The sequence below is a fragment of the Komagataeibacter xylinus genome (assembly GCF_031081985.1).
Classification (GTDB): Bacteria; Pseudomonadota; Alphaproteobacteria; order Acetobacterales; family Acetobacteraceae; genus Komagataeibacter; species Komagataeibacter xylinus_E.
This window is the reverse complement of record NZ_JARWSK010000002.1, coordinates 1-20,631: the sequence shown is the minus strand read 5'-3', so window position 1 is coordinate 20,631 and position 20,631 is coordinate 1. Positions and strand designations below refer to the sequence as shown.

The 20,631-nt window shown below is 64.8% G+C and carries 24 protein-coding genes, 1 tRNA gene and 1 pseudogene; 17 read left to right on the top strand and 9 right to left on the bottom strand.

Going from position 1 to position 20,631, the window contains the following annotated elements:
• Positions 1 to 50: 50 nt before the first annotated feature.
• The 5 genes from QEG70_RS03855 to QEG70_RS03835 form a co-directional block, all read right to left on the bottom strand.
• Positions 51 to 125: transfer RNA gene (locus QEG70_RS03855), tRNA-Gln, on the bottom strand.
• 208 nt (positions 126 to 333) lie between these two features.
• Positions 334 to 972 carry a TetR family transcriptional regulator gene (locus QEG70_RS03850; RefSeq protein WP_308719472.1) on the bottom strand — a complete coding sequence of 213 codons (639 nt, stop codon included), beginning with the start codon at positions 970 to 972 and terminating at the stop codon, positions 334 to 336.
• A gap of 56 nt (positions 973 to 1,028) precedes the next feature.
• Positions 1,029 to 1,865: a pyrroline-5-carboxylate reductase gene (proC, locus tag QEG70_RS03845; protein WP_308719471.1), complete on the bottom strand. Its 837-nt coding sequence runs from the start codon at positions 1,863 to 1,865 to the stop codon at positions 1,029 to 1,031.
• Positions 1,865 to 2,368, bottom strand: coding sequence for a type III secretion system chaperone family protein (locus QEG70_RS03840; protein WP_061275471.1), 504 nt, complete (start codon positions 2,366 to 2,368; stop codon positions 1,865 to 1,867). Before QEG70_RS03840 ends, proC begins: the two co-directional genes overlap by 1 nt.
• A gap of 149 nt (positions 2,369 to 2,517) precedes the next feature.
• Complete coding sequence (locus QEG70_RS03835) at positions 2,518 to 2,808, bottom strand: accessory factor UbiK family protein (protein ID WP_308719470.1); 291 nt, start codon at positions 2,806 to 2,808, stop codon at positions 2,518 to 2,520.
• Positions 2,809 to 2,970: 162 nt separating this feature from the next.
• Here QEG70_RS03835 and rfaD point away from each other — a divergent pair, with 162 nt between their 5' ends.
• The 14 genes from rfaD (at position 2,971) to QEG70_RS03765 (ending at position 15,145) form a co-directional block, all read left to right on the top strand.
• Positions 2,971 to 3,951, top strand: a complete 981-nt coding sequence (gene rfaD, locus QEG70_RS03830; RefSeq protein WP_308719850.1) for an ADP-glyceromanno-heptose 6-epimerase — start codon at positions 2,971 to 2,973, stop codon at positions 3,949 to 3,951.
• A 48-nt stretch (positions 3,952 to 3,999) separates the two neighbouring features.
• Positions 4,000 to 4,854 (top strand): prolipoprotein diacylglyceryl transferase, encoded by an 855-nt coding sequence (gene lgt / locus QEG70_RS03825; protein ID WP_308719469.1) that lies wholly within the window; start codon positions 4,000 to 4,002, stop codon positions 4,852 to 4,854.
• Complete coding sequence (locus tag QEG70_RS03820; protein ID WP_308719468.1) at positions 4,851 to 5,870, top strand: class I SAM-dependent methyltransferase; 1,020 nt, start codon at positions 4,851 to 4,853, stop codon at positions 5,868 to 5,870. Before lgt ends, QEG70_RS03820 begins: the two co-directional genes overlap by 4 nt.
• Positions 5,871 to 5,957: 87 nt before the next feature.
• Positions 5,958 to 6,749: a peptidoglycan editing factor PgeF gene (gene pgeF / locus QEG70_RS03815; RefSeq protein WP_308719467.1), complete on the top strand. Its 792-nt coding sequence runs from the start codon at positions 5,958 to 5,960 to the stop codon at positions 6,747 to 6,749.
• A gap of 8 nt (positions 6,750 to 6,757) precedes the next feature.
• Entirely contained in the window at positions 6,758 to 7,744 is a 987-nt protein-coding gene (locus QEG70_RS03810; protein ID WP_308719466.1) for a hypothetical protein, read from the top strand.
• 302 nt (positions 7,745 to 8,046) lie between these two features.
• Positions 8,047 to 9,036 (top strand): ribose-phosphate pyrophosphokinase, encoded by a 990-nt coding sequence (locus QEG70_RS03805; protein ID WP_159260964.1) that lies wholly within the window; start codon positions 8,047 to 8,049, stop codon positions 9,034 to 9,036.
• 83 nt (positions 9,037 to 9,119) lie between these two features.
• On the top strand, positions 9,120 to 9,710 hold the full coding sequence (locus tag QEG70_RS03800; protein WP_308719465.1) for a histidine phosphatase family protein: 591 nt from the start codon (positions 9,120 to 9,122) through the stop codon (positions 9,708 to 9,710).
• A 113-nt stretch (positions 9,711 to 9,823) separates the two neighbouring features.
• On the top strand, positions 9,824 to 10,444 hold the full coding sequence (locus QEG70_RS03795; protein WP_308719464.1) for a 50S ribosomal protein L25/general stress protein Ctc: 621 nt from the start codon (positions 9,824 to 9,826) through the stop codon (positions 10,442 to 10,444).
• Between the two features lie 41 nt (positions 10,445 to 10,485).
• Positions 10,486 to 11,058 carry an aminoacyl-tRNA hydrolase gene (gene pth, locus QEG70_RS03790; RefSeq protein ID WP_061275493.1) on the top strand — a complete coding sequence of 191 codons (573 nt, stop codon included), beginning with the start codon at positions 10,486 to 10,488 and terminating at the stop codon, positions 11,056 to 11,058.
• Between the two features lie 6 nt (positions 11,059 to 11,064).
• Positions 11,065 to 12,159 (top strand): redox-regulated ATPase YchF, encoded by a 1,095-nt coding sequence (ychF, locus tag QEG70_RS03785; protein WP_308719463.1) that lies wholly within the window; start codon positions 11,065 to 11,067, stop codon positions 12,157 to 12,159.
• 46 nt (positions 12,160 to 12,205) lie between these two features.
• Positions 12,206 to 13,489, top strand: a complete 1,284-nt coding sequence (locus tag QEG70_RS03780; RefSeq protein ID WP_308719462.1) for a glutamate-5-semialdehyde dehydrogenase — start codon at positions 12,206 to 12,208, stop codon at positions 13,487 to 13,489.
• Between the two features lie 19 nt (positions 13,490 to 13,508).
• Positions 13,509 to 14,141: a nicotinate-nucleotide adenylyltransferase gene (locus QEG70_RS03775; protein WP_308719461.1), complete on the top strand. Its 633-nt coding sequence runs from the start codon at positions 13,509 to 13,511 to the stop codon at positions 14,139 to 14,141.
• 89 nt (positions 14,142 to 14,230) lie between these two features.
• Positions 14,231 to 14,680 carry a ribosome silencing factor gene (rsfS, locus tag QEG70_RS03770; protein WP_308719849.1) on the top strand — a complete coding sequence of 150 codons (450 nt, stop codon included), beginning with the start codon at positions 14,231 to 14,233 and terminating at the stop codon, positions 14,678 to 14,680.
• 3 nt (positions 14,681 to 14,683) lie between these two features.
• Entirely contained in the window at positions 14,684 to 15,145 is a 462-nt protein-coding gene (locus QEG70_RS03765; protein WP_308719460.1) for a 23S rRNA (pseudouridine(1915)-N(3))-methyltransferase RlmH, read from the top strand.
• Between the two features lie 117 nt (positions 15,146 to 15,262).
• Here the strand turns inward: QEG70_RS03765 and QEG70_RS03760 are convergent, their stop codons facing one another.
• From QEG70_RS03760 to QEG70_RS03745, 4 genes and pseudogenes are all read right to left on the bottom strand, one after another.
• Positions 15,263 to 16,030 carry a CHAP domain-containing protein gene (locus QEG70_RS03760; protein ID WP_308719459.1) on the bottom strand — a complete coding sequence of 256 codons (768 nt, stop codon included), beginning with the start codon at positions 16,028 to 16,030 and terminating at the stop codon, positions 15,263 to 15,265.
• Positions 16,031 to 16,351: 321 nt separating this feature from the next.
• Complete coding sequence (locus QEG70_RS03755; RefSeq protein WP_308719848.1) at positions 16,352 to 16,702, bottom strand: RidA family protein; 351 nt, start codon at positions 16,700 to 16,702, stop codon at positions 16,352 to 16,354.
• A 192-nt stretch (positions 16,703 to 16,894) separates the two neighbouring features.
• Positions 16,895 to 17,389, bottom strand: a pseudogene (locus QEG70_RS03750) (nucleotidyltransferase family protein); the annotation flags it as partial.
• A gap of 29 nt (positions 17,390 to 17,418) precedes the next feature.
• Positions 17,419 to 18,498 carry an XdhC family protein gene (locus tag QEG70_RS03745; RefSeq protein WP_308719458.1) on the bottom strand — a complete coding sequence of 360 codons (1,080 nt, stop codon included), beginning with the start codon at positions 18,496 to 18,498 and terminating at the stop codon, positions 17,419 to 17,421.
• 130 nt (positions 18,499 to 18,628) lie between these two features.
• Here QEG70_RS03745 and QEG70_RS03740 point away from each other — a divergent pair, with 130 nt between their 5' ends.
• From QEG70_RS03740 to QEG70_RS03730, 3 genes are all read left to right on the top strand, one after another.
• Positions 18,629 to 19,009 (top strand): host attachment protein, encoded by a 381-nt coding sequence (locus QEG70_RS03740; protein WP_308719457.1) that lies wholly within the window; start codon positions 18,629 to 18,631, stop codon positions 19,007 to 19,009.
• Positions 19,010 to 19,085: 76 nt separating this feature from the next.
• Positions 19,086 to 19,745: an MBL fold metallo-hydrolase gene (locus tag QEG70_RS03735; protein WP_308719456.1), complete on the top strand. Its 660-nt coding sequence runs from the start codon at positions 19,086 to 19,088 to the stop codon at positions 19,743 to 19,745.
• A 35-nt stretch (positions 19,746 to 19,780) separates the two neighbouring features.
• Entirely contained in the window at positions 19,781 to 20,293 is a 513-nt protein-coding gene (locus QEG70_RS03730; protein WP_308719455.1) for a DUF192 domain-containing protein, read from the top strand.
• The last annotated feature ends 338 nt before the right edge of the window (positions 20,294 to 20,631 follow it).

Below are 20,631 nucleotides of genomic sequence, written 5' to 3'. Positions count from 1 at the left end.
GCACTTGTGCAGGCCGGATTGTCACATGCCGTTTTTGCAGGAAAGGAAACTGGCTGGGGCGGGAGGGTTCGAACCTCCGCATGGCGGAATCAAAATCCGCTGCCTTACCACTTGGCTACGCCCCAACAGGCCATACGCTACACGATTCGCGTGGCGTGATGCTGTTCTAATATCTCAGCCGCGGTTTGAAAAGTCTGCCCCCAGAACATCAGGGCCATCAGAAAGAAGTTTTTGGTGAAGCTTTTTTCAAAAAGCTTCAAAAGATTACCGCCTTTTTTGAAAAAAAGGCGGCACCCAAAAACTTTTATTCCGTTTTGACAGCGTCGTGAAACGTCAGGCTGAAGGCTCAAGCGGCAGGTCCACCAGCGGGTCGGTGTCATGGCCGTGGCCTGCGGGTGCCGTGGGTTCGGCGGCCTCAGGCCCGAAGGAGACGAAGCGGCCCGCGCGTTTGAGCGCCTCCTCCAGTGCCGCCATGGTCAGGCCCATGTCGGGGCTGTCATCACGGTCCCATGTGCGCAGGGTCAGGGTCCATGCGCCCACCAGCGCCTGCAGGCGCAGCGCACCGGCCAGGCCAGTGGTGTCCACCCCTGCCGCGGTGGCGATCCACTTCATGCTCTCCAGCGTCGCCCCGCCAAGCAGCACGGCCAGAACGGGGTCGGTGGGCAGGGCGCGCAGCACGCTGCGCACGCCCTCGCGGTATTGCTGGAACACATCAAGCCTGCGCATGAGCATGTCGAACAGCCTGTCGCGCACGCTGCCTTCCGTCTCGTCTTCCACCAGCGCGGATTCATCAGCCAAGCGCCCGAGCGTGAACAGCAGCTTGGTCTTGCACGCAAAACGCTTGCGCGCGGTCTCGAGGCTCAGCCCGGCATCACGCGCGGCATCAACGACCGTGGTGCGCCGCCATCCGTGCGAACCGGCACGCTCCAGCGCGGAGCGGAGAAGGGTGGCGTCAAACAGGTCGTTATCCATGGAGGGTCTGATCTTCCGGGTTGGGGATTGAAATGGGGCGGCACGCTGCCGCTATATCATGAAACGGGCTGAGGGCCTGACAGTTCGCGCGCACGCCGGGCAGCGGCGGCAAGGGCTTTATCGAGCGTGGCGGGCCAGGCATCGGGCGCCATCAGCACCGCAAGGGCCTGCTGTGTCGTGCCGCCGGGGCTGGTCACGTTCTGGCGCAGGGTGGCGGCATCAAGCCCGCTGGCCTGCATGAGCGCGCCGGAGCCTGCCACCGTCTGGCGCGCGATCTGGCGGGCAAGGGGGGCGGGCAGGCCGTGGTCGATGCCCACCTGCTCGAGCAGTTCGGCAAGCAGGAACACATAGGCAGGCCCGCTGCCTGAAATGGCGGTGACCATGTCCATCTGGTCTTCATGGTCGATCCACGCCACTTCACCCACGGCACTTAACAGGCGTGCGCACAGCCTGCGATCGGCTGATGTGGCGGGTGGCGGGGCGTAACACACCGTCATGCCCTGCCCGATGGCGCTGGGCGTGTTGGGCATGGCGCGGATTACGGCAGGCGCGTCGCTGCCCGCAGGCAGGCAGGCGTCCAGTGCCGTGCTCAGGCTTTCCACCGTGCGGCCCGCGAGCACGGACAGCACGGGGGCGTGGGCGGCAAAAGGGGCGAGGGCGGGCAGCACCGCGTCCACCTTCTGGGGCTTGGTGGCCAGCACGATCATGCCGGGGCGGAAGCTCGCAGGCACCGCATCAAGGCTGCGCACGAGCTGATGCGGCGGTGGCACCGAGTCGCGATGGCGATCGACGATGAAGGAAGGGGCGAGCCCCTCCTTCAGCCAGCCATCGAGCATGGCCCCCCCCATCTTGCCGCAGCCAATGAGGAGCAGGGGCGGAAGGAGTTCGCCCATTACGCCATCCCCGCACAGTCGAGCATGGCGGCCTCAAGGGCTTCGGCCGGTTTCTTGCCGCCCCACAGCACGAACTGGAAGGCGGGATAGAACCGCTCGCATTCTGTCAGCGCGATGTCGATCATGTCCTCAAGGCTTTCCATCGAGGCCCCGCGCGAGCCGCGCAGCAGCACCGCATGGCGGAACACGGGCGTGCCGTGGTCAAGATCCATGCCGAAATGGCCGATCCACAGCCGCTCATTGGCCAGCGCCACGAGTTCAAACAGGTTGCGGCGCTGCTCGGGCGGCACCTTGAGGTCGAACGTGCAGGTGAAGTGCATGGCGTTCACCTCTTCCGACCAGCAGAAGAACAGGCCGTAATCGCACCATTTGCCCGGTGCCTCGGCTGCCATTTCCGAATCGCTGCGGCGCTCGAAATTCCAGTCGTACCCGCCCACGATCTGTTCCATCTGGTCGAGCGGGTTTGTATTACGAGAGGTCGTGATCTGAGTCAGAGCAGGCATGTGGCACTCCCCGAAGCCGTCGTGGAGGAGATCCGGCCATGACGCCGGATTCCGTGTCTCTGCAAGCTGGTCCGTGTCCTGTTGCGGGGAATCAGGGCGCGGACCGTCCTGTTACACTATGGCGCGCAGGCACTGGCTGCAAGCCTCGTTCAGCCGCCGTGATGGGGGGCGGGGGCGGTCAGGCTGGCTTCAAGGTCGGATACGCGCTCTTCAAGGCGTGCGATGCGGTTTTCCATCTCGCCCTGCGCGAGGCGCGCGCGGGTTGCGACCTCGCGCACCACTTCAAATTCATCGCGTCGCACGAGGTTCAGGCTACCGAGTGTTTCATCCACGCGGGCACGGACCATGGCGCCGATTTCCTCGCGCACGCCAGCAAGAGCGGAGAACGCGCCGCCGGCCACACCGGCAATGTCATCAAAAATGCGGGGCCTGTCGGACATAGTGGATACTCCATGACGTTCCGCGCCGCCACCGTGACCCGGCTGCCGCGCGAAGGGGAAAGGCGCTACTATAGACACATTGCCGCCTCAGGGCTATCCGCACGATTGTGGCGGCCTGCGGGTGCGGCCATCAATGTGCAGGCAGGAGCGGGGTGCGGAGCAGTGATCGTGATTACCGGGGGCGCGGGCTTTATCGGCTCGTGCATGCAGCAGGCCCTGCACGCGCGCGGGGTCGATACGGTAGTGGTGGACTGGCTGGGCAGTGCTGGCAAATGGCGCAACCTGCGCCACCATGCCCCCGTGCAGGTCGTGGCACCGGAGGCGCTCGATGCATGGCTGGCCACCCGGCCCGATATCTCGGCGGTTGTGCATCTCGGCGCGATCAGCGAGACGACGGCAACCGATGGCGACCTTGTGTGGTGCACCAATGTCGATCTGTCATGCCGGCTGGCGCAGTGGTGCGCGCATGAGGGCGTGCGCTTTATCTATGCGTCATCCGCCGCGACCTATGGCGCGGCGGACAAGGTCGAGCAGTTCAGTGATGACCCGGCGGGGCTGGACCGGCTCAGCCCGCTCAACCTGTATGGGTGGTCCAAGCAGGCGTTTGACCAGATCTTGCAGCGCCGGCTGGCGCGGGGCGAACTGTCGGGCCTGTCATGGGCGGGGCTGAAATTCTTCAATGTCTATGGCCCCAACGAGTACCACAAGGGGCGCATGATCTCGGTGGTGAAGGTCAAGTATGACGAGGCGCGGGCAGGCGGGCCGCTCACGCTGTTCCGCTCCGACGTGCCGGGCCTGGCCGATGGCGCGCAGGCGCGTGACTTCATCTGGGTGGGGGATGTGGTCAATGTCATGCTGTGGCTGCTCGACCATACGAATGTGAGCGGGCTGTTCAACTGCGGCACCGGCATTGCGCGCACCTATTCTGACCTTGCGCATGCGGTGTGCGATGCGGCGGGGGTTGCGCCCAAAATCGAGTTCATCGACATGCCGCAATCCCTGCGCGGGCAGTACCAGTCCTTTACGTGTGCCGACATGCGCAGGCTGCGGGCGGCGGGCTACAGCCATCCCTTCACCACGCTGGAGGATGGCGTGCGGCGTTACGTGCATGACTATCTTGCCACCCCCGATCCCTATCTCTAGGCATCGGGTGCTGCCCCTGCTTCTTCCCTGATTACTGAAAGTCGGCCCATGCTGCCTGTTCTGGTCTTTCCGCAGTTTGATCCGGTAATGGTCCATTTCGGGCCGTTCGCCATACGCTGGTATGCCATGGCCTATATCGTGGCGCTGGTGGCGGGGTGGCGCATTGCCCGCCGCCTTGCGGCACTCGCACCCCGGGCAGCCACGGCGCTGCAGGTCGATGACTTCCTGACATGGGCCACGCTGGGTGTGGTGCTGGGTGGGCGGCTTGGCTATATCCTGTTCTACCAGCCCGGCTATTACCTCACGCATCCGCTGGCCATATTGCAGGTGTGGCATGGGGGCATGTCGTTTCATGGCGGTGCTGCGGGCGTGATCATTGCGCTGATCGTGTTCACGCGGCTCAACGGCCTGAGCTTCCTTGCCTTTTCCGACCGGATCACCACGGTGGTGCCCATCGGGCTGGGGCTGGGGCGCATCGCCAACTTCATCAATGGCGAACTGTGGGGCAGGCCCGCTTCCCCCTCGCTGCCCTGGGCCATGATCTTCCCCGATGCCGGGCCGGAGCCGCGCCATCCATCCGAGCTTTACGAAGCCTTTGCCGAGGGGCTCTTGCTGTTCACCCTGCTGTGGTGCGTCTCGCGCAGCCTGAAGGTGCGCCAGCATCCCGGCTTCATTGCCGGGCTGTTCCTGTTTGGCTACGCAGTGGCGCGCACGGTGTGCGAATGCTTCCGCGAGCCCGATGCGTTCATCGGCTTCCTGCCCTTTGGCGTGACCATGGGGCAGGTGCTGTGCGTGCCCATGGCCATTGGCGGGCTGGGGCTGATGCTCAATGCGTATATGCGCCCCGCCCGCACCGTGGTGATGGCGGAACCGGCGGAAGAGACTGCCGGGGCGGAGGGATGACCAGCCAGCCCGAAAGGCTGGACCACTTCATGGCGCGGGCCAACGCGGCCTATTATGCAGGGCGCGACCCGTTTGCCGATTTCATTACATCGCCCGAAATCTCGCAGATGTTTGGTGAATTGCTGGGCGCGTGGGTGGCCGTGGTGTGGGGCCAGCTTGGTCGCCCGGCCCCCTTCGTGCTGGCCGAGGCGGGGCCGGGGCGGGGTACGCTCATGGCCGACGCCCTGCGTCTACTGCGCCACGTGGCCCCCGCCTGCCACGCAGCCGCACAGGTGCACCTGATCGAGACCTCGCCCCGGCTGCGCGCCTGCCAGAAGGCGGCCTTGCAGGCAGCGACGCCCAACCCGGTCAACTGGCATGATGGTCTGTCCAGCCTGCCCCAAGCGCCTCTGGTCCTGCTGGCCAACGAGTTTGTCGATGCGCTGCCCATCCGTCAGTTTGTCCGCCATGGTCAGGGCTGGGCGGAGCGCTTTGTGCAGGCGGGGCGCTTTGTGGAGCAGGCGGCTGTTTTGCCGCCCACCCACCCGGCTCTGGCGCGGCCCGTGCCTGATGGCAGCGTGCTGGAAACCTGCCAGCCCGCGCTGGATTTTGTCCACGCCCTTGCCGCCCGCCTGCAACACGGGCGCGGGGCGGCGTTGCTGATTGATTACGGTTATGATGCGCCCGCATGGGGCGATAGCCTGCAGGCGCTGCGGGCGGGCCGACCCGTTGACCCGCTTTGTGACCCCGGCACGGCCGACCTGACCGCCCATGTCGATTTTGCCAGCATGGCGCAGGCGGCAGCCACTGTTGATGTATGGGGCAGCGTGAAGCAAGGCGATTTTCTTGCAGCCCTCGGGCTGGGCGCGCGGGCCGAGCAGCTTGCGCGTGCTGCGCCCAATCAGGCGGACGATATAAGGGCGGCAGCAAGGCGGCTGGCAGCCCCTGAGCAGATGGGGCGGCTGTTTCGCGTGCTGGGGCTGTCGGTGGGTGTTGCGGGCCAGTTGCCGGGTTTTGCGCAGTTGCGTGCGACATAAAGAAGTTTTTGGTGAAGCTTTTAAAAAATAAGGTGGCACCCAAAAACTTTTAGAATTTTCCTGTTACGGGATGAGGGGAAAACACGGATGACAGATAGCGCGATCACGGATGCGCAGGTGGTGCGGGCCCCCGCCCTTGCAGGCGTGCGGCATGGATTCTTCACCCGCCTTGGCGGCGTATCCACCGGGCCATATGCCGCGCTCAACTGCTCGACCCGCTCGGGTGATGACCCGCGTGCCTTGCGCGAGAACCGCCGCCGCGTGGCGCAGTCTGTCGGTGTCGCACCCGACTGCCTGCTGGGCCTGACCCAGGTGCATGGCGACCGGGTGCTCACGGCAACATCCCCGTGGCCCGCAGGGGCCGGGCCGGAGGGCGATGCGCTGGTCACGGCCACGCCGGGGCTGGCGCTGGGCGTGATTACGGCGGATTGCGCGCCGATTCTGTTCAGCAACGCGCAGGGTACGGTGGTGGGCGCGGCCCATGCGGGCTGGCGGGGCGCGTGTGGCGGCATTATCGAGGCCACGGTGGCGGCCATGGGTGTGCTGGGCTGCGCGGCAGGTGAAATCACTGCTGTCGTCGGTCCCTGTATCGCGCCTGCAAGCTACGAAGTCGGGCCGGACATGCGGGCCGACGTGCTGGCGCGTGATGCGGCGGGGGCCGCGTTTTTCAGCCCGGCGGCGCGGGCGGGGCATTTCATGTTCGACCTGCCGGGCTACTGCGTCATGCGCCTTGGGCAATGCGGGGTGGGGGCCGCCATGGCGCTCGGCCTCGATACCCTGCGTGATGAAGCACGGTTCTTCAGCCATCGCCGCCGCACGCTGGCAGGTGGCGGGCCGATCGGGCACCAGATTTCCGTTATCGCCTGCCGGGCGGTATAAGGGGGGCCATGATGTCAGACGTTTCTGCCCGCCGGTCGGGCGCGCTCGCGGCCCTTGTGGGGCTTTCCCTGCTGGGTGGCTGCGTGGATGTACCGCACCCCTTCCGCCATGATGGCTCCGGCGCGCAGCCCCCCACCGCGCGGCTGGCCGTGCCGGTTTCCACCGCATCGGGCACGGATGAGGCGGGCGCGCAGGCCTGGCAGCATGCCATGGTCGAGGCCATGCTCGCGCAGTCGGTGCCCGCTTTGGGCCAGCCCGCCAAGCCGGGTGACTGGTGGCTGAAAATGACCACCACGGCGCAGGGTGACACGGTCATTCCCACCTATGCCGTCATGACCCCCAAGGGCGAGGAACGCGGGCATATGAGCGGTGCCGCGGTGCCTGCGGCGCAGTGGCAGGCGGCGGACGGGCAGGCCGAGACCCGTTCGGCGCAGGAAGTGGCGCCGGGAGTTGCCGAACTGCTGACCGGCATCCAGGCCGCCCAGATGCAAAAAGATCCCAACAGCCTCAAGAATCGCCCCGCCCATGTCTATTTTGCGGGCGTGCAGGGCGCGCCGGGCGATGGCGACCACGCGCTGGCCCGTGCCTTTACCGCTGCCTTCCCCGATGCGCATGAAGACCTGCGGCATGCGGCCACGGGCGCGGATTACACCGTGCGCTGCACCGTGGTGCTCAATGATGCGGTGACCACCACCTCCACCACGCCCCAGCAGCATATTGTGCTGACATGGAAAGTGCTCGACGCGCAGGGCACCGAAGCCGGTGCCGCCACCCAGATTCATGACATCGCCGCCCATTCTCTGGATTCCCGCTGGGGCGATGTGGCCGTGGCCGCCGCTGATGAGGCGGCAGGGGCCGTGCGGCAGATCATCACCCGCTATTCCGGTCGCGAAAATGCACCACTTGCCGCCGATGGGACCCTGCCCGCGCCGGGAAGTGCACCGGCTCCAGCCCCGGCGGCCAGCCCGTCTCCCGCAGCGCCTGCGCAGCCCTGAATTTGAATGAATTCTTACAAACAAAACATTGATAAAAAAGAATAAAAGTTTTTGGGCGCCGCCTTTTTTCAAAAAAGGCGGCATTCTTGCGCGGCAGTTATAAAAAAGCTGCATCCAGACCCGCCTTCCCATCGGGCAGGCCAAAGGGTGTGACGGATCGGCAACGGGGGGCAGACGTGCAGGTTTGCAGACCCTTAGGCAGGTGACAGGCCATGTGCCGGTTGATAGAACGCCGCACATACACGACGGGGGCGGAAAAACCGCCCTCCAGCGCCTCTACCGCCGCCCGGGAGCGTCACACGATGAAAATTGTCGCCTGTAACAGCAACCTGCCTCTTGCCGAGAAAGTCGCGGCGGAGCTGGGGCTACCGCTCTGCAACGCGACCGTGCGGCGTTTTGCCGACATGGAAATTTTTGTCGAGATTCATGAGAACGTGCGTGGCGAGGATGTGTTCGTCATTCAGAGCACCTGTTCGCCCACCAATGACAACCTCATGGAACTGCTGATCATGCTCGATGCCCTGCGCCGGGGCTCGGCACGGCGCATCACGGCGGTCATGCCGTATTTCGGCTATGCCCGCCAGGACCGCAAATCCGGCCCGCGCACGCCCATCAGCGCCAAGCTCGTGGCCAATATCCTGGTCGAGGCCGGGGCCAACCGCGTGCTGACCATGGACCTGCACGCCATGCAGATCCAGGGCTTCTTCGACATCCCCGTCGATAACCTCTACGCCGCCCCCTTGTTCACGCGCGACATCCGCGGCCGCATGAAGCTCGAGGGCGAGCCGCCGCTGCCCTATGACGCGCCGCCGATGGACATTCCCGGTGGCCCGCACAACCTCATGATCGTCTCGCCTGATGTAGGTGGCGTGGTGCGCGCCCGCCAGCTTGCGCAGCGGCTGAACGTGGACCTTGCCATCATCGACAAACGCCGCGAACGCGCGGGCGTGTCTGAGGTGATGAACGTGATTGGCGACGTACGGGGCCGGTACTGCATCCTTGTCGATGATATCGTCGATAGCGGCGGTTCGCTGTGCAATGCGGCCGAAGCGCTGATGAAGCATGGTGCGGCAGCGGTCGAGGCTTATGTGACCCACGGCGTGCTGACCGGCAGCGCGGTCAGCCGCGTGGGCCAGTCGCCGCTGGGCATGCTGACCCTGACCGACAGCATCAAGGCCACCGAGGCTGTGAAGGACGCGGCCAATATCCGTCAGATCAGCACGGCGGCCCTGATTTCACGCGCCATGCAGGCCATCTCGGATGAAAGCTCCGTCTCCTCGCTGTTCGACTGAACGCCCTGAAGCCGGGCGCGGGATTGACCGCCCCGCCCGCGCGGCGCTACCCCCAAGGGTGTAGCAGAGTGAAGGAACGACGCATGACTGATCTGATGACCCGGCCATACTGGTACCTGCGCCATGGGGAAACGGACTGGAATGCGCAGGGGCGCTCGCAGGGGCGCACCGATATTCCGCTCAACGCCACGGGCATTGCCCAGGCCGAGGCCGCTGGCCTGCTACTGGCGCGGCACTGGCGTGATCATGCGCCCATCGTGCGTATTGTGGCCTCGCCGCTCTCGCGCGCGCGGCGCACGGCCGAGATCGTGGCCGACCAGCTTGCCGCCAACGGCGCCCCCCGCCTTGAGGTCGCCCTTGATGACGGGCTGAAGGAAGTCTGCTTCGGCGCGGAAGAAGGCAAGCCGATGGGCTCGTGGTACGATAGCTGGATTGCAGGCGAGTACACCCCCCCTGATGGCGAAAGCTTTGCCGCCCTGCGCGAGCGCGCGGTCTCGGCGGTCAATCGCGCGCTGGAGCTTGATGGCGTGCCGCTGATCGTGTGCCATGGCGCGATGTTCCGCGCCCTGCGCGCGGCCATGCACCTCAAGCCCAATGTGCGCCTGCCCAACGCCACCCCCATGTGGGCCGAGCCGGGGGCGGCGGCAGTGTGGAGTCTCACCGCGCTTTCCTGAAAAACCGGGCCTGTCCGGGCTTGGTGATTGCATAAGGCGCGGTTTTCCGTTAAACGCCGCGCACGCGCTGGCACCCCTGGAGGCCCGCGCGCTTGTGTTTCAGGAGCAGACAAGTGACCAAATTCACCAAAATCGAAGTCTCTTCGCGCGCGAAGGCTGGTAAGGGGGCAGCGCGTGCAACGAGGCGTGCCGGCCACGTGCCCGGCGTGATCTATGGCGGCGGCCAGGAACCCACCCTGATCGCGCTCGACCCCCGCATCGTGAACCGTGAGCTGCACAAGGCCGGCTGGCGTTCGCGCATCTATGATATCTCCGTTGAAGGTGGCGCGTCCGTGCACGCCCTGCTGCGCGAGATCCAGCTGCACCCCGTAACCGATGCCCCGATCCATGTGGATTATCAGCGCCTCGCCGCTGGCCACAAGGTGCACGTGGAAGTGGAAATCCGCTTCACGGGTGAAGAGGTTTCCCCGGGTGTCAAGCGCGGTGGCGTGATGAACATCGTCCGCCACACGGTCGATGTCGTGGTTGATCCGGCTGATATTCCGGAATTCTTCACCGCCGACCTGTCCAAGCTCGACTTCCACGACAACGTGCGCTGGGAAGACCTCAAGGGCACCGAAAAAGTGACCCCCGTGCTGCATGACAACAACTTCGTCATCGCCAACGTGGCGCCGCCGAGTGTTGATGAAGAGCCTGAGGCCGCCGAAGGCGCCGAAGCCGCAGCCGAGGGCTGATTGCTTACCCACCGCCACGAACCCTGACAGGAGACTGAACGATGCTGCTCTGGACCGGTCTTGGTAATCCCGAGACGGGGATGAGCCGGAATCGTCACAATGTCGGCTTTATGGCGGTGGACCGGATTGCGCAGCGCCACGGGTTCGGCCCGTGGCGCAAGCGCTTCCGTGGCGAGATTGCCGAAGGCATGGTAGGGCGGCACAAGGTGCTGCTGCTCAAGCCCATGACCTACATGAACCTCTCTGGCGAGAGCGTTCAGCAGGCGGCAGCCTTCTACAAGCTGCCGCCCGAGGCCATTACGGCCTTCCATGACGAACTTGACCTCGAGCCGGGCCGCATCCGCGTCAAGCGTGGCGGCGGGGCGGCGGGGCATAACGGCCTGCGGTCGATGGACCGCATGCTGGGCACGAAAGAATACTGGCGCGTGCGGCTTGGCATCGGGCATCCCGGCAGCCGCGAGCGTGTGACGGGCCATGTGCTGGGCGATTTTTCCCGCACGGACCGCGAGTGGCTGGACCCGATGCTTGATACGCTGGCTGATGAAGCCACGCTGCTGGCGGATGGCAGGCCGGAACTGTTCATGACAAGAATGGCCGCGCAGGCCGGGGAGTAAGGGCGTATGGGCTTTAACTGTGGCATCGTGGGCCTGCCCAACGTGGGCAAATCGACCCTGTTCAACGCCCTGACCGAGACCGCGTCGGCGCAGGCCGCGAACTATCCGTTCTGCACCATCGAACCCAATGTCGGGCGCGTGGCCGTGCCGGATGCGCGGCTGGCGGAACTGGCGCGGATTGGCAAATCCCAGAAGATCCTGCCCACCAGCCTTGAATTCGTCGATATCGCGGGCCTCGTGCGCGGCGCCTCGCGCGGGGAGGGGCTGGGCAACCAGTTCCTGGCCAATATCCGCGAGGTGGATGCCATCATCCACGTGCTGCGCTGCTTTGAGGATGACGACATCACCCATGTGGAAGGCGGCGTGGACCCCATCCGCGATGCCGAGATCATCGAGACCGAACTGATGCTGGCCGACCTCGAATCGCTGGAGAAGCGGATCGTGGCGCTGCAGAAGAAGGCGCGCGGCAATGACCGCGAGGCAGCAGCCCAGGTTGAGCTGATGGAGCCGCTGATTGCTGCCCTGCGCGAGGGGCTGCCCGCGCGCAAGGCCATTCCGGCAGGGCAGGAGGAGGCCGTGCGCCGCCTGCAGCTCATGACCTCCAAGCCCGTGCTGTATGTATGCAACGTGGATGAAGCCTCGGCGGCCACCGGCAATGAATTTTCCGAGCGCGTGCGCAAGCGGGCGGAAGAAGAGGGGGCGGCGATGGTTGTCGTCTCGGCTGCGATCGAGGCCGAGGTGAGCCAGTTGGGTGCGGAAGACCGGGTCGAGTTCCTCGAAGGTCTTGGCCTGAAGGATAGCGGCCTCGACCGCGTGATTGCCGCGGGCTACCGCCTGCTGGGCCTGAGCACCTACTTTACCGTAGGCCCCAAGGAGACACGCGCCTGGACCATTACCGAAGGCACGAAGGCCCCGCAGGCCGCCGCCGTCATTCATAACGATTTCGAGCGGGGCTTCATTGCGTGCGAGACCATTGCATATGATGATTACATCGCCTGCAATGGCGAGGCGGGTGCCCGTGAGGCGGGCAAGCTGCGCATCGAAGGGCGGGACTATGTGGTGCAGGATGGTGATGTCCTGCTGTTCCGCTTCAACGTCTGATACGGGCACGGTGCCCGTTCAGGAATAGATCAGGGAGTTACGGATCATGGACCAGGCTGTTGCAACCCCCGCGCGGGCCGACGCACCGCAGCCGGGCGTGATCCGCACCATGGCGCTCGCCGCCCGCACGGCGGCCCGCGTGCTGGCCCGCAGCACGACCGAAACCCGCAACAGGGCCCTCAGTGCCGCGGCCGCTGCCCTGCGCGCCGCACAGCCGGAACTGCTTGCGGCCAATGCGCGCGATGTCGCAGCCTTTGCCGGGGCCGCTTCCTTCCGCGACCGGCTGACGCTCAACCCCGAGCGGGTGGAGGCCATGGCGCAGGGGCTTGAACAGATTGCCGCCTTGCCGGACCCCGTGGGTCATGTCATGGCGGAATGGGACCGGCCCAATGGCCTGCGCATCCGCCGGGTGGCAACACCCGTGGGCGTGATCGGCATGATTTATGAAAGCCGCCCCAATGTGGGCGCGGATGCGGCGGGGCTTTGCATCAAGTCCGGCAATGCCGTGATCCTGCGCGGCGGGTCGGACAGCCTGAACAGCGCGCGCGTGATCCATGCAGCCATGCAGGCGGGGCTTGCAGCGGCTGGCCTGCCGGTTGAATGCGTGCAGATCCCGCCTGATGCCGACCGGGCCCATGTGGCCGCCATGCTCGGTGCGGCCGGGCTGATCGACCTCATCATTCCGCGTGGCGGCAAGTCGCTTGTCGAGCGCGTGTGCGCCGAGGCCCGCGTGCCGGTGCTGGCCCATGCAGAAGGGCTTTGCCACACCTACGTGCATGCGGCGGCTGATCTGGAAATGGCGCGGCGCATCGTGCTCAACGCCAAGCTGCGCCGCCCCGGCATCTGTGGGGCGACCGAGACGCTGCTGGTGGACCAGGCCATTGCGCCGAAAATCCTGCCCGGCCTGATCGAGGATCTGGCCACGCGCGGCTGCACCTTCCGCGCCGATGAGCGCGCACGTGAAATCATCCCCGACCTGCCCGCCGCCACCGATGCGGATTTCGCCACCGAATGGCTCGATGCCGTGCTCTCGGTTGCCGTAGTCGATGGTGTGGAAGACGCGCTGGCCCATATCGCCCGCTATGGCAGCGCCCATACCGAAGCCATCGTGACGGAAGATGCCCAGGCGGCCACCACCTTCCTCAACGGCACGGATAGCGCGGTGGTGATGTGGAATGCCTCCACCCAGTTCTGTGATGGCGGCGAGTTCGGCTTTGGTGCCGAGATCGGCATTGCCACCGGGCGGTTCCATGCCCGCGGGCCGGTCGGGCTCGAGCAGCTCACCACCTTCCGTTACGAGGTGATCGGCACGGGGCAGGTCCGGCCCTGATGAGGCTGTGCGCGGTGGCATGGCGCCTGTAATCCCGACCCATGGGGATGGGCGGCACATGCGCGTGGGCCTGCTCGGTGGTTCGTTCAACCCGGTGCATGAGGGCCATGTGCAGCTTGCCTGCCGGGCGCTGCGGCAACTGGGGCTGGATCAGGTGTGGTTCCTTGTCTCGCCGGGCAATCCGCTCAAGCCGGTGGCAGGCATGGCCCCGCTGGCGCAGCGCCTGGCGGGGGTGCGGGCGCGCATTGATGGGGTTGCGGGCAGGCGGCTGGTGGCGACCGATATCGAAAGCCGCATCGGCACCCGCTACACGGTCGATACGCTGGCGCGGCTGAAGCGGCTCTTCCCGCATGTGCGTTTTGTCTGGCTGATGGGGGCGGATGGGCTGGCGCAGATGGGCCGTTGGCGGCGGTGGCGCGATATCGTGCAAATGGTTCCCTTCGCCGTATTGCCGCGCCCTGGCTATAATCCTGCCGCATTGCACGGCCAGATTGCCCGCAGGCTTGCGCGCTGGCGGCTGCCCGCGCGCAGGGCAGGAACGCTGGCAACATGCATGCCGCCCGCATGGGTCTTTCTTCCCGCGCCGCAGAACGCTATATCAGCTACAGAAATACGTGCATCGCAGGCCGCGCATGGCCGCCGACGGGAGTAACAGCCATAACCAGAAAGCCTATAGCCGAGAGTGGCGCCAAGCGCCGTACCGGCAGCCCCCATGTCGCGCCGCGTGCCGTCACGGGTTCACTGGGCAGTGCCGTGCAGGTGCCGGGCACGCCGCGCAAGAAGGCTGCCGTGGCAGGCCCTGCCCGTGCCGAAGCGCGCGAGCCTGACCCGCGCGTGGAGCAGTTTCTGGAGATCATCACCAGCAGCCTGGAAGATGACAAGGCTGAGGATATCGTGGTGATCGACCTGACGGGCCGCGCCTCCTTTGCCGACCGCATGGTCATCGCCACCGGCCTTGCCGACCGGCAGATCGCTGCCATGGCCGCGCATATCGAGCGCAAGCTGGGCGAGGCCGGGCTCAAGCGCGTGCGCACGGAAGGGACGACCGGCTCCGACTGGGTGCTGCTGGATGCGGGCGATATCGTGGTGCATCTGTTCAAGGCCGAGGCCCGCGCGCTTTATGGGCTGGAGCGCATGTGGGGCGATGACCTCGACGTGCCGCCGGAGGCGCCCGCAGGCCCGGTGGCGTAAGCCTTGTTTCACCTGATTGCCGTGGGCCGCATGAAGGACCGGGTGGAGCGCGACCTGTTCGAGCGTTATGCCACCCGGCTTTCACCCCGCATCAAGCTGGTTGAACTGCCTGAAGGGCGCGGTGCGCCCAACGAGATCAAGCGCAGGGAAGGGCAGGCGATTCTGGCAGCCCTGCCAGATCGCGCCATTGTCGTGGCCATGGATGAAGGCGGCTGCACCTATGACAGCGTGACCTTCTCGCGTGCGGTGGAACAGTGGATCGAGACGCCACGGCCGCTGTGTTTTGTCATTGGCGGGGCGGAAGGGCTTGATGGCCCGGTTGTGCAGCGTGCCGACCATACGCTCTCGCTTGGCAAGATGACGTGGCCGCACATGCTCGTGCGCGGCATGCTGGCCGAGCAGCTTTATCGTGCCCGCGCCATTTCAGCCGGGCATCCCTATCACCGTGCAGGCCGCCCTGACTGAAGGCCGCCTATAGGGTTGTCATGGGGAAATGGCGTGTGTGATCCGACGCACTGCTTTTTACAAAAAAAGCTTCAGCAAAAATTTCCGGCAACAGGGCTGCTGCCGTGTGTGCTGTTATTAGCGCAGCGAACGGTTGGGCGCATCATCCGAAAAGGCGAGGGATGAGGAAGCCCGCCCTGCAACACCCTCGGGCGCTTCCGCCACTTCCGTGCCGTAGCGGTGCGCTGGGCTATGCGCCTGCGCCATGACGGCAGGGTTGTGCATGGCCTTCTGGTAGGTGCTGAGCATCATGTTCGAGGTCGTGTCAGGCCGGGCGTAGATGAAGCCGTAGGTGGGATAAATGCTGCCAAAGGCGCCGCTGCGGTTGTTAAGCGCCACGCGCACGGCGGACCAGTCATTGCTGGGGGAAACATCGATAACCTGCACATCGCGGCTGATGCCGCGCTGGCCCCAGTGCGACTGGTCAATGACGATGGTGCGGTTATTGACCACCTGGCGCACCACGGCCACATGGCCAAGCGGCATGCGGCGCGTGCCACGGAAGTTGAGCACGCTGCCCTCCTCCGGTGCGCTGCCGCGTGCGTAACGGCCTGCGGCGTTATACCACCAGTCTACCGCGTTGCCGCGAATCTCGACATCGGATGCCGCCTTGGCAAAAGCCACGCACTGGATGACATGCCCGGATTCATGGGTATGGGTGCCATGATAGGCCGTGCGGTGCACCATGGTGTGGTGGGAAGAAGTGGTATGCGTATGCGCAGCGGTCGGGTGTATGTGGCTGACATGCCGGGTGGCATGGGCCTGACCCTGCCCAGAAAACATGAATCCGAAAGTGGCCGTAAGGACGGAAAGCAAGACGCCACGCTTCATGTTTCTGATCCGCATTTTTCGCAATCTCTCCACCGCATCCGGGTGATTCTCAAAATGATCCGCTCACATCGCGTTCATCGAGTAGCAAGCCCATTGCAAGTCTGACAAGCCTGCGCTGTGGAGGATGAAGAGCAACACTGCATATTTCCTCCAAAAACGTGCTCAAATTAAAAAAATAGGAATATATTCTTTATCTGGACTAGTTATGCCCTGATTTTCCGCCGCTTATCCCAAGGATTTCAGCGAGGAGAACAGAAGTGGAATGATTCTGGGAAAGCGGGAAAGTTGCAAAAATGTGACATGTTTCACAAGCGCCCTTCCCGCTGCCCCGAAGTCTTATTTGGTTGCGATGATCATGATTTCGACCAGTACGTCCGGGTGCGCCATCTTGGCCTCGACGCAGGCGCGGGCCGGTGCGCCACCCTTGGGCAGCCAGGGGCCCCACACGGCATTCAGCGCGTCACGGTCGTTGATGTCCTTCAGCCAGATCTGGGCCTGCAGCAGGCGGGTGTTGTCGGTGCCATGCAGTTCCAGCGCCTCGTCAATCTGGGCCAGCACGTCCTTGGTCTGGGCCGTGATGTCGGCGGTCAGGTCGCGCGCCACGAATCCCTGCGTGAACAGGAAGCCATGATACTCCACCACCTTGGACAGGATGGCGTTGGGCTCGGTGCGAATGATCTTGCTCATGTTATGGGTCCTGGTTGGTTGGTTGGCATGTGATGCGCCACATGCGCTGCCTTCCCTCTTCGCGCTGGCCCGGGCTGAGGTCAACTCCCCGCGGAAAAGGCGGCTGAATTCCGCCAGTCGCGCCGGGGTATCAAAATCCGCCGTGATTTCCGCGCCGGCCGCCACGCGAGGCATGGCGGGGGCATGGTGTGCCAGCAGGTGGCGGGCCCCGCTATCGCCATGGCCCGCCATCAGCGCGGCAAAGAGGCTGCGGCTCCACAGCACCGGGTTGCCGCGCCTGCCCTCATGCACGGCCAGCACGCCGGGGCAGCCGGGATGGGCATGGAATGTGGCCATCATGCGGTCGAGCAGTTCCGTGCCGACCAGCGGCATGTCACCCAGGCAGATCAGCGCACCTGTTATGGTGGGGTCATCCATGACTGCCCGCATGCCTGCCGCCAGCGTGCGTGACAGGCCATGGGCATGGTCGGGCGCGATGATGAAATGGGGCAGGCAGCCGGGTTGCAGCCCCAGCCTTGCCGCCTGACGGATCTCGGCGGCCCGGTGGCCCAGCACGACAACGACCGGGGCGGCCCGGCTGGCCGTGACCGCGCGCAGGGTGCGGGCGATCATGGGCAGGCCGGTGGCATCGGGGGCAAGCAGCTTGTGCGCGGGCGCCGTGCGGCTCGAGGCGCCGCCGGCCAGCACGATGGCGGCGATGCGCCCCGGTGCGGCTGTCACGCCCAGCCCGATACCCGCCCCAGTGGCTTGTTGTGCCGCACGGCCACGATCTCGGCCAGGATCGAGAGCGCGATTTCCGCTGCCCCGACCGCGCCAATGGCCAGCCCCACGGGGCCGTGGATGCGCGCGATCTGGCCTGCGTCAAAACCGGCCTCCTGCAGCCGGGCTATGCGCGAAGCCTGCGTCTTGCGCGAGCCTAGGGCGCCGACATAAAAAGCCTCGCTGCCCAGGGCGAATTGCAGCGTCGGGTCATCGAGCTTGGCGTCATGCGTCAGGGTGACGATGGCGGTCTGGTTATCGATGCCCAATCGTTCCAGCGCTTCATCCGGCCAGTCGGTATCCAGCGTGATGCCGGGAAAGCGCTCGGGCGTGGCCAGTTGCGTGCGGGGGTCAATGACCGTGACCGAGAAGCCGGTGGTCTGCGCCATGGGGGCCAGCACCTGCGCGATATGGACCGCCCCCACCACCAGCAGGCGCGGCGGCATGGGCACGAGATGCAGGAACCATGTGGCCTGCCCGGCTGCATCTTCCAGCCGCAGGCTGCGCCCGGTTTCAAAAACATCATGTGCGCGGGCGGCCAGGCGGGCGTCAAGGTCCGTTGATGTAGCAGGCGCGGTATCATCATACAGCAGGCGGCATGCGCCGGTGGCAAGTTCGGTCGCGATGATCACCGGCACGCGGGCGTGGCGCTTTTCGGCCACGGCTTCCAGCATGGCCAGCGGCAGCGTGCCCTGTGGGTGGGTGGGCGTGCTGACGGCAGCCACGAAAACATCAAGCAGCCCGCCACAGGCCAGCCCCACCGCCCAGGCATCATCGCTCGATACGCCATAGGACAGGGCGACCGGTCTGCCGGTGTGCATGACGGTGGTGGCTTCTTCTATGACGGCGCCTTCCACGCAGCCACCGCTGACCGAGCCTTCGATGCGGCCATTCTCGCACACGGCCATCATGCTGCCCGCAGGCCGGGGGGAACTGCCCCATGTCGAGGTGACGGTGGCAAGGGCGCAGGGCAGTCCGGCCTTGGCCCATTCGATCAGGAGATCCAGCGGATCGGGCGTCGAGGAAAGCTTTTTCATGGCAGGTTTACTTTATCAGCACGCATGCGCGCCTGTCACCCGCTGGACATGCATGCCCGGACACCCCATGTAATGTAACAACACGCAGGCCACCACAGGGTGGTCCGATGCATGAATGGAGTAGTACTATATGAGCTATGTCGATCCGGTCTGGTATGTTGTGGCCGATAGCATTCACGCCCGCATTCTCAAGCATGGCGAACATGGTCTGGCCACCATCACCCACCTCAAGAGCGACGACGCCAAGGGCATGGATGCCCCGCGCAACGGTGCCTATGGCAAGGTGATTGCCGAATTCCTGAACAAGGCCGTCCGCGCGAAGGAAGCACCGGGCATCGCCCTTGCGGCGCCTGGCGAGGTGATGCACCAGATCCGCGAACATCTGGACGTTGAAGCCCGCCCGCTGGTGGTGAAGGTGGTCGAGCATGACCTGACCAACACGCCGGACAACATGCTGGCCCCGCACTTCGATATTCCGGCTACCGGCTGGCCGCTCGCCAAGGAGCGCTGAGCCGCAGCCGTGGTTCAGCAACGATGCGCCCTGCGGTAACGTGGGGCGCATTTTTTATTTGTAGGGCTTTTCCATCATGCCAGCACCCCTGTCACTTGAAGTCGTGCCCGTGACCGCATTCGGGCAGAACTGCTCCATATTATGGAACCCCGAGACGCATCATGCGGTCGTGGTCGATCCGGGCGGGGACCCGCCGCGCATCATGGCCGCCCTGACGGACAAGGCCCTGGCAGTGGATGCCATCTGGCTCACCCACGGCCATCTCGACCACGCGGGCGGGGCCGATGCCCTGCGGCGCGAGCTCTCGGCCCGGCAGGGTGCCCCCGTGCCGGTGCTGGGGCCGGAGCAGGCGGATGCGCCCCTGCTTGACACCATCCCGCAGCAGGCCGCCCTGTTTGGCCTGAGCGGCCTGGAGAACGTAAAGCCCGACCGTTTTGTAAAGCATGGCGAAACACTCGAAGCGCTGGGTCACAGCTTTGAAGTGCGTCATGTGCCCGGCCATACGCCCGGCCATGTCGTATTTTACGATCCGGATGCCCGCTTCGCCTTCGTTGGCGATACGCTGTTCAAGGGCGGTGTGGGCCGCACCGATTTTCCCTATGGCGACCACGACCAGCTGATTGCCGCGATCGGGCGGGAATTGCTTACATTGGGTGATGATGTCACGATCCTGCCCGGTCATGGTCCCGCAACGACAATCGGCGCGGAGCGGAAGGGCAATCCCTTCCTGGCATGACAGACAGATCAAAGGGTGCAGGAGAGTATTTGCTTATGATGTCCTTCAAGGCGGGCCGGTGGCTGGCCCTGGCCGCATGCATGGCCGCAGTGTCCGTTCCCGCCATGGCGGCGGAGGAAACGGGTGAACCCACCCACGCGCAGGCCCCGCTGCCCACCGTGCCGCTCACCATCACCACGGCCGATGGCGCAAAGCATGTGTTCACGGTGGAAAAAGCCATGACCCCGCGCGAGCAGCAGGTGGGCGAGATGTTCCGCCCGTCAGTACCCGCTGATGCGGGGATGATCTTCGTATGGTCCTACCCGCGCCAGAGCGACATGTGGATGGAGAACACAAAAGCCCCGCTCGATATCGTCTTTATCGGGGCGGATAACCGCATCTCCTCCATTGTCGAGAATGCCGTGCCGCTTAGCCTGGCCCGCATCAGCAGCCATGGCCCCGTGCGCGCAACGCTGGAACTGCAGGCCGGCATTACCGAAAAACTGGGAATCGTGGTGGGCGACAAGGTCGATTCTGACGTGCTTGTGAGCAAACCCGCCGGTAAGTGATTCTATTATCTGGCTGTTTTCCGGGGGCTTGAAGGCGCCTCGGAGCATATTTTTCATCTTCGGTGCATTTTTCTGATTGACGCTGGGGGGTGTGGGTCCTATATCCCCAATCACCGGCGGCGCTGAGGAAACTTCTTGAGCTTCTCCGGTAGATTTGCTAGGTTACTCGGCCCTGATGGGTTGAGGGTTCTTTGACAAGAGAATAGAGAGAGTATCTGGAAGGGATATGCTGGCGGCGCGATTGTTGCTCTTTAGGGGGTAATGATTGGCGGTCTGGACTGGGTGAGACTGGTCTAGGTAGCTTGGCGTATCTTTTTAGGAATATGCGTTGAGTGTTT

Excerpts from the sequence above, each read along its gene's own strand:
- QEG70_RS03810 (WP_308719466.1), top strand. The coding sequence starts at position 6,758 with ATGATGTCAGACGTTTCTGCCCGCCGGTCGGGCGCGCTCGCGGCCCTT.
- pgeF (WP_308719467.1), top strand. The coding sequence starts at position 5,958 with ATGACAGATAGCGCGATCACGGATGCGCAGGTGGTGCGGGCCCCCGCC.
- QEG70_RS03840 (WP_061275471.1), bottom strand. The coding sequence starts at position 2,368 with ATGCCTGCTCTGACTCAGATCACGACCTCTCGTAATACAAACCCGCTC.
- QEG70_RS03800 (WP_308719465.1), top strand. The coding sequence starts at position 9,120 with ATGACTGATCTGATGACCCGGCCATACTGGTACCTGCGCCATGGGGAA.
- QEG70_RS03850 (WP_308719472.1), bottom strand. The coding sequence starts at position 972 with ATGGATAACGACCTGTTTGACGCCACCCTTCTCCGCTCCGCGCTGGAG.
- QEG70_RS03740 (WP_308719457.1), top strand. The coding sequence starts at position 18,629 with ATGAGCTATGTCGATCCGGTCTGGTATGTTGTGGCCGATAGCATTCAC.
- QEG70_RS03755 (WP_308719848.1), bottom strand. The coding sequence starts at position 16,702 with ATGAGCAAGATCATTCGCACCGAGCCCAACGCCATCCTGTCCAAGGTG.
- ychF (WP_308719463.1), top strand. The coding sequence starts at position 11,065 with ATGGGCTTTAACTGTGGCATCGTGGGCCTGCCCAACGTGGGCAAATCG.
- QEG70_RS03805 (WP_159260964.1), top strand. The coding sequence starts at position 8,047 with ATGAAAATTGTCGCCTGTAACAGCAACCTGCCTCTTGCCGAGAAAGTC.
- pth (WP_061275493.1), top strand. The coding sequence starts at position 10,486 with ATGCTGCTCTGGACCGGTCTTGGTAATCCCGAGACGGGGATGAGCCGG.
- proC (WP_308719471.1), bottom strand. The coding sequence starts at position 1,865 with ATGGGCGAACTCCTTCCGCCCCTGCTCCTCATTGGCTGCGGCAAGATG.
- QEG70_RS03835 (WP_308719470.1), bottom strand. The coding sequence starts at position 2,808 with ATGTCCGACAGGCCCCGCATTTTTGATGACATTGCCGGTGTGGCCGGC.
- QEG70_RS03775 (WP_308719461.1), top strand. The coding sequence starts at position 13,509 with ATGGCGCCTGTAATCCCGACCCATGGGGATGGGCGGCACATGCGCGTG.
- QEG70_RS03745 (WP_308719458.1), bottom strand. The coding sequence starts at position 18,498 with ATGAAAAAGCTTTCCTCGACGCCCGATCCGCTGGATCTCCTGATCGAA.
- QEG70_RS03780 (WP_308719462.1), top strand. The coding sequence starts at position 12,206 with ATGGACCAGGCTGTTGCAACCCCCGCGCGGGCCGACGCACCGCAGCCG.
- QEG70_RS03735 (WP_308719456.1), top strand. The coding sequence starts at position 19,086 with ATGCCAGCACCCCTGTCACTTGAAGTCGTGCCCGTGACCGCATTCGGG.
- QEG70_RS03760 (WP_308719459.1), bottom strand. The coding sequence starts at position 16,030 with ATGCGGATCAGAAACATGAAGCGTGGCGTCTTGCTTTCCGTCCTTACG.
- QEG70_RS03730 (WP_308719455.1), top strand. The coding sequence starts at position 19,781 with ATGATGTCCTTCAAGGCGGGCCGGTGGCTGGCCCTGGCCGCATGCATG.
- QEG70_RS03820 (WP_308719468.1), top strand. The coding sequence starts at position 4,851 with ATGACCAGCCAGCCCGAAAGGCTGGACCACTTCATGGCGCGGGCCAAC.
- lgt (WP_308719469.1), top strand. The coding sequence starts at position 4,000 with ATGCTGCCTGTTCTGGTCTTTCCGCAGTTTGATCCGGTAATGGTCCAT.